The organism is Verrucomicrobiota bacterium, assembly GCA_037139415.1.
In the GTDB taxonomy this organism is placed as follows: domain Bacteria; phylum Verrucomicrobiota; class Verrucomicrobiia; order Limisphaerales; family Fontisphaeraceae; genus JBAXGN01.
In genome coordinates, this window is the sequence record JBAXGN010000086.1 from 1 (window position 1) to 12,172 (window position 12,172).

A 12,172-nucleotide genomic window follows, 5' to 3' on the forward strand; every position below is an offset into this window, starting at 1 on the left:
AGAAAAATGAACCGGCAGAAAGATGGGGAAACCGGACAGGACAGATAAACAAATGCGGATTGCGGATTTCGGAATGTGGAGTGATTTTGCAGAAAAATGGCGGCCGGACATGGCAGAAAGATTGGCTGGCATAAAAATTGGAACCCAATTCCTTTTGCAGAAAAATGAACCGGCAGAAAGATGGGGAAACCGGACAGGACAGATAAACAAATGTGGATTTCGGATTTCGGAATGCGGAGTGATTTTGCAGAAAAATGGGGGCCGGACATGGCAGAAAGATTGGCTGGCATAAAAATTGAAGCCATGGATGGAGCGCGGGAGCGGCGCTGGTTATGTTCTCAGCGGAGCGTGCGGCTAGAGCGGTTTAAATAATGACGTAGCTCTGAACACCAAAGCGTCTCACGGTATTTGCGGGCAGAATATCAGCGCCGACTGACGTCGAGCGGCTACGTAATTTATGGAAATGCTATAAAGCAGTCCAAGCCACGCGAGTCAGAGGTCCGCGCTCCTATGGACGGTGAGGTTGACGCGAAAGCGCCCAGGCTGAGCAGACCAGACGGGCGTAGCGTTGGAGCATTTTCAGGGTCTTCCTCGCTTGCCGTGGCCCGAAGCGGATCGTGGGGGCGCTTGCACCCAACCCGGTGACAACCCGAATACCCGGCCCGCTTTCTACCAGCACCGCCACGGCGCTCACCCCCGTGGTCAATTCATCGTGCGTTTCCGCAAATCCGTCCCGGCGGATTTGCGCGAGCGCCGACCGGATAACGGCGGGCGTGGCGAGCGTTTGGGGCGTAAACGGATGGGGCGGATGCACGGCGAAATACGTTTCCAGTTCGTTTTCCGAGAGGGTGCTCAGCAACATTTTTCCTACTGCTGTCCCATAGGCGCGCTCCGCCATGACGTCCGGCTCATGTACCCGGAGTGCCTGCGATGAGGGCACGTACACGAGGGAAAGAATCTCCGTGCCATGCAGGGCCGCCAGCATCACTGATTCATCCAGTTCGCGTTGGCACTGGCAAACCAGCGGCTCCGCCACCTGGGCCAGCTCACGCCAGGGCAACGGCCCGCCCACCAAGCGCAGACCCGCGGGCCCGAGTTCAAAACGCCGGGTTGCTTCAATCTGCCGCAGATAGCCGCGCGCACATAAGGTCCAGACAAGGTTATGCACACTGGTGGGGTTGATGTTCAACCGGCGGGCGAGGTCGCGAATGCCCAGCCCGCCCTCGCGCGATCCACCGATCGCTTCGAGAATATCCAGGCCTTTATCCAGAGTTGCTGCACGTTGCATGATGTGTCCCGCTCCGGGGTGATTTTGTCGTTCGTAATTCCGGGTCGGTCGGTGGGGATTGTTTATGTATTATGAACGTGACGTCAAGTCGATATTCCGTTGACATGATGGTGCATCTTTGTCAAAGTTACCGGACTGAATCGAACTAAAACGCAGTTATGTTCTTATAATATGAACAGTCAGTCATGAATCCGGGTACCCCAGTTCAGCCGGTTCCCATCGGATCGCTCCGTTGGTGGCTCTGCGGTTTGCTGTTTGCCGCCACCGCGCTAAGTTTTCTCGATCGCCAGGTTTTATCCGTCCTGGCCCCGGTCATCAGCAAACAGTTGGGCATGAGCAGCCCCGAGTATGCCCGGGTTACGACCGCTTTTCTCCTCAGTTACGCCGTCATGTTTCTGGTGGGTGGCCGGGTGTTGGATTTCGTGGGCACCCGACTGGGGCTGGCGCTGTCGGTGGGGATCTGGTCGCTGGCCAGCGCGTTGCATGCGGTGGTGCAAAATGCCACGCAACTTGGTTTGGCTCGTTGCCTGTTGGGGGCGGGTGAAGGCGGCTGTTTTCCCGGTGCCGCCAAAGGCGTCGGCGAATGGTTTCCGCCCCGCGAGCGCGCTATGGCGATGGGCGTGGCTATTGGCGGCGCGAGTCTGGGCGCGGTCGTGGCCCCGCCGCTTACGGTTTGGCTGGCTGGCATACTTGGCTGGCGCTGGGTATTCGTCACGACGGGCTTGATTGGCGCAATCTGGGTTGCCACCTGGTGGCTGCTGTCGCGGCGGCTGTCCGGTTTGCCACCGGCCCAAAACTCTCACGCCCCGCTTGAAACGCCACCCCTCACTCCTCGGAGGGGAGAGGAAGAGACCCGCCACCTTGCCTCGACAGCCACGGAAGCAGGCGAATCGTCCGCGCGCCCCACTTTGGCCATGCTCATGCGTCGGTTGGATTTTTGGGGGCTGGCGGCGGTTCGTTTTATCGTGGATCCGGTGTTTTATTTTTACATGTTTTGGATTCCCAAGTACCTCAGCCAGGAACGCGGGGCTTCTCAGGAGCAGATTGGGGAACTGAGCTGGATTCCCTTCCTTGCATTGGGGATCTCTAATGTGGCCGGCGGCTGGGGTTCCGACGCCCTGGTCCGCCGTGGCTGGCCGGCCTTGACCGCCCGCCGCATGATTATGGGAGTCGCCGCACTATTGACCATCGCCTCCAGTTTCGCCGGGCAGGTGGGCAGTGTGAATCTGGCGTTGGGGATGATGGCCTTGCTGATGTTTGCGCACGGTTTTTGGGTCACCAACTACGTCACCCTCATCAGCGAGCGGTTCCCGCAAGGCGCAGTCGGCACGGTCATGGGTTTCTCTGGTGCCATCGGTGCCGTGGGCGGCATGCTGGCCAATCTGGCGATCGGCTCCATTGTGGATCGGTTCTCATACGGTCCGGTCTGGCTCGTCTCCGGGTGCATGTACCCGCTGGCATTTGGAGTTTTGCTGCTGACAATCAAGGCGCAAACAGCGTCCACCCATGCCAGTGCCAAAGGAGGATTGAAACCATGAAACTCTTTTTCGTGCGCCCCTCAATGCTACCAATAATCTAAAAAATTTATGAATGACACTACCAACACCATTCCCCCCTTGATTCCCCGTCGCAAACCGCTGGCCGCCCGCGTGGGCGTCTTTGGCGTGGGGCACCATACGTATTGGGGGCAATTCCCCGGGTTGCGCGAGGAGTTGCAGGGCAAACAGCGAACCTTGACCGATAAACTGAAACGGTTCGGCGTCGAGGTGCTGGACTTCGGCTTGGTGGACAAAGCGCCCGAGGCGTATGCCCTGCTGCCCAAATTGCAGGCGGCCGACCTTGACTTGTTGTTTTGCGACATGGTGACCTATGCTACCTCCTCAACCTTTGGCGTGCTGGCGCGCAGCGTCAACGTGCCGATCGTGCTCGTCGCCCTCCAACCCATGGCGGCCATGGACTATGCCAACGGCTCGACCTACATGCAGTTGTGCAACGATGATTTCTGTTCCGTGCCTGAATTCTCCGGTGTGGCCATCCGCCTGGGCCGTCCGGCTCCGCCCGTGGTGCTGGGCATGCTGGAGAATGATCCCGTCGCTGATCGCGAATTGGGCCAATGGTGCCAGATCGCCAAGGTGCTGCATGACTTGCGCCGGGCGCGCCTCGGGCACATGGGCCACGTGTTGGAGAGTATGCTCGACATGCATACCGACCCAACAGCGGTGACTGCCGCTTTCGGTTGTCATGTCGTCCAGACGGAAGCGGACGAGGTGCTGGCGCAACTCCAGGGGCTTCCCGAACACGCGCCTGAGGTTAGCGCAAAACGGGAACTGATCCTCTCGTTCTTCGACACGCCCGACCCGCAAAGTGACCCGGTGACCACCCGCTTGACCGAGGCTGACCTCACCATGGCCGCCCGCGCAGCAGTCGCCCTGGATCGATTCATTGCCGAGAAACAGCTCGACGGTCTGGCCTACTACTACGAAGGTGCGCCAGACTCCGAGCTTCGCAAACTGGTGAGCAGTTTTATTGTGGGCAACTCCTTGCTCACAGCGGCGGGCTTCCCGATGTGTGGCGAATTTGACATCAAAACCTGCATCGCGATGATGATTTTGGATCGGCTCGACATCGGCGGCAGCTTCGCCGAGTTCCATCCCGTGGATTTTGTGCGCGACACGGTGCTGGTCGGGCACGATGGCCCGCACCATCTGAACATCGCGGATGGTCGGCCGGTGTTGCGCAGCCTCAAGAAATACCACGGCAAACCGGGCTCGGGAGCGAGCGTGGAATTCAGCCTGAAGACGGGCCCCATCACTATGCTGAGCATTGGCATGAACGCCCATGGCCGGTTCAAGTTTGTCATCGCGGAAGGCGAATCGCTCAAGGGCCCGATCCCGCCCACCGGCAACACGAACACGCACGGGCGCTTTCAGCCGGATGTGCGCACATTCCTGAAACGCTGGGTGGCCGAGGGGCCGACCCATCATTTTGCCCTCGGCATCGGGCATCACGCGCAGACGATTCAACAACTCGCCGGGGTGCTGGGCATTGAGAGCGCCATCGTCAGCCAGAAGTAAAACAACCGTTATAGGCCAAAGATATCCAACCAGGGGTCGCTCATCCGCCTGGCTGCCGCCTTGGAATTTTTCCATTTTCCATCCGCCCGGTTCTGTTGCATACTGGCGGCATGTTTAAGCGACTCCTATTCGCCAGCCTGCTGGCGCTTGCCCCAAGTCTGTTGGCGGCCACCGAACCGTTGTGGCTCCGTTATCCCGCCATTTCCCCCGATGGCTCGCAGGTGGCCTTTTGTTACCGGGGCGATATTTACCTGGTGCCCGTCAAGGGCGGCACCGCCACACCGTTGGTCATCCATGATGCCCATGATACCATGCCGGTCTGGTCGCGCGATGGGCAGTCGCTCGCGTTTGCCACGGATCGCCATGGCAACTTCGACATCTTTGTCGTGCCCGCAAGCGGTGGCGAACCCAAGCGGCTGACCTTTAACTCCGCCAATGAGTATCCCACCGATTTTTCACCCGATGGGAAATACGTACTGTTTTATGCGCAGCGGCGCGATTCCAAAGACAACGCCCAGTTTCCGATGCCGTTGCTGCCGGAGTTGTACAAAGCGACGGTGGCTGGCGGACCCGCCATTCAGGTGCTGACGACCCCCGCCCAGGATGCCCATTACGACCGTACCGGCCAGCGGATCGTGTATCATGACCGCAAAGGTTACGAGAACGAATGGCGCAAACATCACATCTCTTCCATCGCGCGCGATATCTGGTTGTACGACGTGCCCACGGGCAAGCATACCAAGTTGACCACCTTCCGCGGCGAGGATCGTGATCCAGTCTGGGGCGAGAAGGATCAGGAGATTTATTATCTCAGCGAGCAAAGCGGCTCGTTCAACGTCTGGCGCATGCCGCTGGATAAACCCGAGAAAGCCGAGCAAATCACCACGCACACGAATCATCCGGTCCGTTTCCTCACCCGCGCCAACAACGGTACGCTCTGCTACAGTTTTGATGGGGAAATCTACACGTTGTCCGGACGCGGCAAGCAGCCGCGCAGGCTGAATATCAACATCCTCATCGGCTCCAAACAAAATGAAACGAGCTTGCTGTCGTATTCGACGGATGCCTCTGAGATGGCCATTTCCCCCCAAGGCAAGGAGATTGCCGTGGTGGTGCGCGGTGAAATTTTTGTGGCGTCCACGGACCACAAAATTACCAAACGCATCACCAACACGCCGGAGCAGGAACGCAACGTCAGCTTCAGTCCGGATGGTCGCACTCTCCTGTATGCCGGCGAACGCGATGGCAGTTGGAACCTCTACACCGTCAGCCTGGTCCGCACGCAGGAATCCTATTTTTTCCTCTCCACCCTGCTGAAGGAGGCAGTGCTGCTGAAGAACGGCCAGGAGAATTTCCAGCCGCGCTATTCACCGGATGGCAAGGAAGTGGCCTTCCTGGAAAACCGCACCACGCTGAAGGTGCTAAACCTGAAGACCAAGGAAGCCCGCGTGGTCATGGCCGGTGACTTGAACTATTCATACACCGACGGAGATCAATGGTTTGATTGGGCGCCGGATGGCAAATGGCTGCTCTCGCAGATGCTGGATAAGCAGCGGTGGTCGCGGGAAATCGCGTTGGTGGACGCCGCCGGCCAGAAACCGCCGGTGAACCTCACCAAAAACGCGTACGAAGACACTGCCCCCAAATGGATGATGGGCGGCAAGATGGCCATCTGGTCCTCGGATCGCGCCGGCATGCGCAGCCATGGCAGTTGGGGTTCGCAACGGGACGTGTACGGGATGTTCTTCACCCCGGAAGCCTTCGATCGTTTCAAGCTCAGCAAGGTCGAGTACGAGTTGCTCACTGAGCGGGAAAAGAAGGACAAGAAACCCGACGACGTAAAAAAAGAACCCGCCAAAAAAGACGATAAGCCCGCCGAAACCAAGGAGGAAGCCAAGGATGCCAAACCTGCCGATAAGGATAAAAAGGAAGACCCGAAGCCCGAGGAAAAGAAGAAGGTGGATCCCGTCAAAATCCAACTGGACAACTTGGAAGACCGGGTCGTGCGGTTGACGATTCATTCCTCGGATCTCGCGGATGCGGTGCTGACGCCGGATGGGGAGAAGTTACTGTACCTGGCGCGGTTTGAAAAAGGGCACGACCTCTGGCTGCAAAAACCGCGCGAGCAGGAGACCAAGCTGCTGGCCAAGCTGGGCGCCGAAGGTGGCCAGCTCCTGTTTGATAAGGAGGCCAAAAACGTCTTTGTGCTGGCGGGCGGGAAAGTGACCAAGGTGGACATTGAAACCGGCAAGCAGGATGTCATCGGTTTTTCAGCGGAGATGGAGCTGAACCGTTCTGCCGAGCGTGCCTTCCTCTTCGAGCACGCCTGGCGGCAGGTGCTGCGCAAGTTCTACGTGGAAGACCTTCATCACGTGGACTGGGCCGCGTACAAAGCCGCCTACGCCCGTTTCCTGCCGCATATCGACAATAACTGGGATTTCGCCGAGCTGTTGAGCGAGTTGCTCGGCGAACTCAACGCCTCGCACACCGGGGCAGGGTACCGGCCCGTCGCGCATGGCGACGCCACCGCCTGCCTGGGCCTGTTCTACGATCAGGCCTATCCGGGGCCGGGATTGAAAGTGGCGGAAGTCATTGAGAAAGGCCCCTTGGACAACGGCAACACCAAACTCAAAGCGGGCATGATCATCGAGCAGTTGGATGGAGTTTCCCTGGAAAACACGGACCCGGACAAGCTGCTCAACCGCAAGGCTGGCAAGCAGCTCCTCCTGTCCCTGTTTGACCCGGCGGCCAAAAAACGCTGGGATGAAACGGTCAAGCCCATCAGCAAAGCCGATGAGGATAATCTACTGTATTTCCGCTGGATCAAATCCCGGCGCGAGCAAGTGGATAAACTGAGCGGCGGCAAGCTGGGCTATGTTCATATCCGGGCCATGGGCGATGGCGGGTTCCGCGACACCTACGCCGAGGTGCTGGGCCGGCACAGCGACAAGGAAGGCCTGATCGTGGACACCCGGTTCAACGGCGGCGGCTGGTTGCATGACGATCTCGTCTCACTCCTCAGCGGCAAGACCTATTACACCTATATTCCGCGCGGCAACGCGATCGGCAAGGACCCCTTGGAAAAGTGGCAGCGCAAAACCATCGTCCTCATGAGCGAGAGCAATTACTCCAACGCCCACATGTTCCCGCATCTGTACCACACCCTCGGCCTGGGAGAACTGGTCGGCATGCCCGTCCCCGGCACCGGCACGGCCGTCTGGTGGGAAACCTTGCAGGATCGCACCCTGTACTTTGGCATTCCGCAAGTCGGCGTGAAGGACCGCGACGGTCATTACCTGGAGAACCAGGAATTGCAGCCGGACCACCAGGTCAACAACGATCCGGAATCCGTCGCCCAGGGCCGGGATCTCCAACTGGAAAAAGCCGTGGAAGTAATGTTGAAGAAATAAGGGTGGAATTGAATGGCACAATTCCAGACAACAAAGCTGTCACCTTTGATGCCTTCAATAACCCGCCAATGCGTGCCGGGAGAATCCCAAGGGAAATTCCGGCCCTCCGGTGCCGCCGCCGTCCATGGCCGCAACCGCTGGCTACCCCCTCACCCTAGCCCTCTTCCTTGAGGAGCGGGAAGGCCGCTTGCGACGTATTGATATTCTGGATGCCATTCGTGCGCTGCCGCTGCGGATGGACTCTGCGCGTGCCGCCAAGAACCCGCAGATCACCCCTCCTCCGCTCCCTCAGCCGCAGAACGGACCTCCTCTCCTCAAGGGAGAGGAAAGAGGTGAGACTTCCCCGAACCAACGAATTTCGCTCTTTGAACCCATGAACCCGGAAGCGAGGGTTCGTGGGGAGGGCGGACGGGTGAAGGTGGATGCGGAAGGCTTCACCGATTGGCAAGCGGACCCCGCCGGCCGTCACGCCTACGTGAAGATCAATGGCGATCCGGCCAAACTCGCTGCGGCCATCGAGGAACTGATGATCCTGCCTCCGCGACTGACGGGAATTCAGCCGAAACCGTAAGGCGGAAACAAAAAAGGCTTCCCCGCGAAGGGAAGCCTTTTGCGTGAGAGTGTCCGGTTATCGCTGCTTGAGCGTTTGATAAAGTTCCAACGCCTCTTTCGGCTTCAACTTGTCATGCACCACGCCGCGCACGGCCAGGATCATGGCGACGGGGTGTTCCGCCTGGAAGACATTGCGGCCCATGTCCACGCCAGAAGCGCCTTGCTGAATGGCGAGGTAGGCCATTTCCAACGCTTTGTCTTCGGGCAGCTTCTTGCCGCCCGCGATCACGATCGGCACCGGGCAGGTCGCGGTGACCTTCTCGAATTCCTGTTCGCAGAAGTAGGTTTTCACGAACGTCGCGCCGTTTTCCGCGCAGATGCGGCAGGCGAGCGAAAGGTAGCGGGCGTCGCGCACCAGTTCCTTGCCCACGGCGGTCACGCCGAGGGTGGGGATGCCGTATTTGTTGCCCAGATCGGCAGTGCGGACGAGGTTCTTGATCGTGATGGCCTCGAATTTGCTGCCGATGGCGGCCATGACCGCCAGGGCGGAGGCGTTTACGCGGATGGCATCCTCGATATCGAGAATGCACTCGTCGTTGAGGTCGGTTAGCACGGTGGTGCCGGCGGAGTACCGGAGGGATACCGGCTTGTTGGAGGTGGGCGGCACGATGGAACGCAGCGCGCCGCGCGTGCACATGATGCAATCCGCGTATTCGATCAGCGGCGGCATGGAGAGATCCATGCGTTCCAGGCCGGAAGTCGGCCCCATGATGTAGCCGTGGTCAAACGCCAGCATGACGGTGTTGCCGGATTTGGGATTAAAGATCCGGGAAAGCCGGTCTTTCATGCCCCAATCCACGTGATCCAGCCCCTTCAGAAAGAAGCCATGTTTTTTTACGGGAATGCCGAAGCCGTAATCGGCGGCATCTTTGGTATCGTGTTCAGCCATATAATAATGGTTCCAATTCTAGTTCAATTATGGTGTGTAGTTTTTGACCTGCGTCAAAATTATAGTCCTTCGGCGAATCCCTTGAGGATTAGCGAAATGGAAGTTGCGCCCGGATCGGGATGCCCGATGACGCGATCGCCCAGATTGCGGGCGCGGCCAAACTTGGCGCGGTATTTCTTGGTTTCCTCGGCGCCCTGGGCGGCAGCTTCGGCGGCCTGCGTGAATGCGGCCTTGATTCCCTTGGCGGGATCGGCGGCCTTTAACGCATCGAGTGCCGGTAGAAAGGCATCCACCATGGTCTTGTCGCCCACTTTCGCGCGGCTTTGCTTCAGGAATTTCTGGACGCCGCCATCAAACATCGCCACGACCGCCGCGCCGTCCAATTCGTTTTTCCCGGCGACCGCGTCGCTCATGCCGGTGAAGAAAGAACCGAGCAGGGGACTGGTGGAACCGCCATCGCAGCTCATGACATCCCACGCGATTTTTGAAAAGAGTTCCTTGAGGTCGGTGCCGGTGTTCTCGGTGGTGGTTTTGGCGACCGCTTCCATGGTGCGCAGGATCGTGGTGCCGTGATCGCCATCACCAATCGCCGCATCGAGGCGCGACAACCGTTCGTGGTTGGCGCGGATTTGCTCCACGGCGGAGAGCAACATCTTGCAAATTTGAGCGTAACCAATGGTATTCGACATAAGCGTCAAGCAATACAAAACCGAAAATCGAAATCCGAATTCCGAAATTGAAACCACCGTCCAAGGCAGGCCTGCCAACCCTTTTTCCCTGGCAGGCCAACCATTGGGCCGATGCTTCGACTATTTCCTATTTCACAACCATCGCCGGAGCATTGCTCGGGGCGAGGTAATATTTCAACAGTTCGTCATCCATCTTGGCCGCGAACATCTGGAAACCGGCCATTTCCTGCACGGTGAGCAGTTCGCCCACCTGCGCGGCGGCGATGGTGATGCCTTTGGAATCCAGGTATTTCTTGCAACCGCGCAACACAATGTACATTTCCATGAGCGTGGTGGCGCCACTGCCATTAATGATGAGCAGTATTTTGTCGCCCGACTTGGCTTTCACCGCTTCCACCAGGCGGGAGACCATGAGTTCGGCGGTTTGATCCGCCGTGAGGATTTTGCTGGGGCCGGTGCCGGCTTCGCCGTGCTGGCCCATGCCGACTTCCATCTCATCCTCCGCGAGATCGAAGATGGCCTGGCCGCTGGCGGGATGGGTGGCGGTCTTCATGGCCACCGCCAGGGTCGCCATGTTGTTGTTGAACCGCTCGGCAATCGCGTACACTTCTTCGAGGCTCTTGCCGGCCTCAGCGGCGGCACCCGCGATCTTATAGAGGGGAATGCAGCCCACCAAGCCACGACGATCTTCCGCCGGAGTGTTGGCGCCGGGAGCAATGTCTTCATGCGTCAGGAGCATCTTGTATTTGATGCCTTCCTTGTCCGCCATTTCCGCAGCCATGTTCGCGCTCATGACATCCCCGGCATGATTCAAAACCACGAACAGGATGCCAGCGTCGCGTTTGGCCAGGCGCAGTGCCTCAAGGACCTTGGGCATTCCCGGTGCGGCGAAAATGTCACCCACCACGCTGAAATCAAGCAGGCCCTCGCCCACGAAACCGCTCAGGGCAGGCTCATGACCCGCGCCGCCGAGGGTGACAATCGCCACTTTGTTGCTGGCCTTGGGGGTGGCGCGGCAAACGATCTTATCCGAGACTACCTTGACCTGATGGCTGTGCGCGATCGCGAAACCATCCAGCAGTTCACGGGTCAGGTTCTTGGAATCGTTGATGAATTTTTTCATGGGCATAATGGTGTCTCCGTTAATTGTACCCGATCAACTGAATTGCAGAAACTCCACCGGCGCGCCATCGGATTCGATGAACGCGACGCGGATGCCGGGCAGCGGCTCGAACGCGGGCCAGATGACCTTCTGACCTTTCAACGCCTCTTCGAGGTTGTCCACCGAGTAAGCGACATGGGCGGTGGTCTTCATCAGCGCCGGGAACGGGCAATCCGATTCGGCGCGAATCCATTCGATGCGGTTTGGACTCTGGGAGGCGTCTGTGATGTAGAGTTTGACGCTGGGGAGGTAAATCTCATTCGCGCTCGGTTTCGAGGTGGGGATGCCGATATGATGGAATTCTTTTTTCATGGTATTAATCCTTATTGCCGGGCAGGGGTTAAAACTTGACGCCCGGGTTGGTGAACCGCAGGCCATCGTTGTCATGGAAGGAAGCATATTCGCTGACGACCGCGCCGGAGGGGCCTCCGATCATGAAATGTTTGGCGGTGAGCCGGTTGAGGGACCGCATCTGGCCGGGCAGGATTTCATAGCACTTCTTGACGGTCATGAACTTTTCCTGGCTGGCAGGCAGAATTAAGTCGGCGGGCTTTTCTTCGCCTTCTTCGCCGAAGGCATGTACGCTGCCATGGCGGACTTGCCAGCTTTCCATCTTGGCTTTGCCCTTGGCCGTGGCTTCATGGGCGTGCTCAACAATCATCTGGCCGGGGAACAGGAAGATTTCGTGCGCGAAATAATTATACTCCTGGGAATTGAACCAGAAGATGCCGCCCATGCCCACGTTGACGAAGTCGCCCAGGCCGAAATCGGTCACCCAGAATGGCGTGGCCCACATCTTTTCCTGTTCGAGCGGCAGGTAATACCCGTGACGTTCCATCATGTCGAGGTATGCCTTTTTAGCGGCTTCAGCCTGGAACTTCCCGTCCACGTAGAAGTCCGCATTTTTGTATTTGGGTAGTTTGACTTTTTTCATAGAGGTTTCCTTTGCCATGGCCAGGTTTCCGCCCAGGGCGGCCGCACCAGCAGCCGTAGCCAATAATTTGAGGTGGTTGCGCCGTGTCATGCTCATAGTCGTTTTGGTTTTGTT

The 12,172-nt window shown here is 58.4% G+C and carries 10 protein-coding genes; 4 read left to right on the forward strand and 6 right to left on the reverse strand.

What is annotated here, in order from left to right:
* Positions 1 to 508 precede the first annotated feature (508 nt).
* Positions 509 to 1,288, reverse strand: a complete 780-nt coding sequence (locus WCO56_15765) for an IclR family transcriptional regulator (protein ID MEI7731033.1) — start codon at positions 1,286 to 1,288, stop codon at positions 509 to 511.
* A gap of 185 nt (positions 1,289 to 1,473) precedes the next feature.
* Here WCO56_15765 and WCO56_15770 point away from each other — a divergent pair, with 185 nt between their 5' ends.
* The 4 genes from WCO56_15770 to WCO56_15785 all read left to right on the forward strand — a co-directional run bounded on the left by WCO56_15770 (position 1,474) and on the right by WCO56_15785 (position 8,343).
* Positions 1,474 to 2,826 (forward strand): MFS transporter, encoded by a 1,353-nt coding sequence (locus tag WCO56_15770; protein MEI7731034.1) that lies wholly within the window; start codon positions 1,474 to 1,476, stop codon positions 2,824 to 2,826.
* A 48-nt stretch (positions 2,827 to 2,874) separates the two neighbouring features.
* Entirely contained in the window at positions 2,875 to 4,362 is a 1,488-nt protein-coding gene (locus WCO56_15775; GenBank protein MEI7731035.1) for an L-fucose/L-arabinose isomerase family protein, read from the forward strand.
* Positions 4,363 to 4,472: 110 nt separating this feature from the next.
* The gene (locus WCO56_15780; GenBank protein MEI7731036.1) at positions 4,473 to 7,772 is read left to right on the forward strand and encodes a S41 family peptidase; all 3,300 of its coding nucleotides are present in this window, start codon (positions 4,473 to 4,475) and stop codon (positions 7,770 to 7,772) included.
* Between the two features lie 187 nt (positions 7,773 to 7,959).
* Complete coding sequence (locus WCO56_15785) at positions 7,960 to 8,343, forward strand: hypothetical protein (GenBank protein ID MEI7731037.1); 384 nt, start codon at positions 7,960 to 7,962, stop codon at positions 8,341 to 8,343.
* A gap of 57 nt (positions 8,344 to 8,400) precedes the next feature.
* Here WCO56_15785 and lsrF read toward each other — a convergent pair whose 3' ends face one another.
* The 5 genes from lsrF to WCO56_15810 form a co-directional block, all read right to left on the reverse strand.
* Positions 8,401 to 9,273: a 3-hydroxy-5-phosphonooxypentane-2,4-dione thiolase gene (gene lsrF / locus WCO56_15790; GenBank protein MEI7731038.1), complete on the reverse strand. Its 873-nt coding sequence runs from the start codon at positions 9,271 to 9,273 to the stop codon at positions 8,401 to 8,403.
* Positions 9,274 to 9,332: 59 nt separating this feature from the next.
* The gene (dhaL, locus tag WCO56_15795) at positions 9,333 to 9,962 is read right to left on the reverse strand and encodes a dihydroxyacetone kinase subunit DhaL (GenBank protein MEI7731039.1); all 630 of its coding nucleotides are present in this window, start codon (positions 9,960 to 9,962) and stop codon (positions 9,333 to 9,335) included.
* 127 nt (positions 9,963 to 10,089) lie between these two features.
* Positions 10,090 to 11,091 carry a dihydroxyacetone kinase subunit DhaK gene (locus WCO56_15800; protein MEI7731040.1) on the reverse strand — a complete coding sequence of 334 codons (1,002 nt, stop codon included), beginning with the start codon at positions 11,089 to 11,091 and terminating at the stop codon, positions 10,090 to 10,092.
* Between the two features lie 27 nt (positions 11,092 to 11,118).
* The gene (locus WCO56_15805) at positions 11,119 to 11,436 is read right to left on the reverse strand and encodes a hypothetical protein (protein MEI7731041.1); all 318 of its coding nucleotides are present in this window, start codon (positions 11,434 to 11,436) and stop codon (positions 11,119 to 11,121) included.
* A gap of 28 nt (positions 11,437 to 11,464) precedes the next feature.
* On the reverse strand, positions 11,465 to 12,154 hold the full coding sequence (locus WCO56_15810; GenBank protein MEI7731042.1) for a hypothetical protein: 690 nt from the start codon (positions 12,152 to 12,154) through the stop codon (positions 11,465 to 11,467).
* Between the last annotated feature and the right edge of the window lie 18 nt (positions 12,155 to 12,172).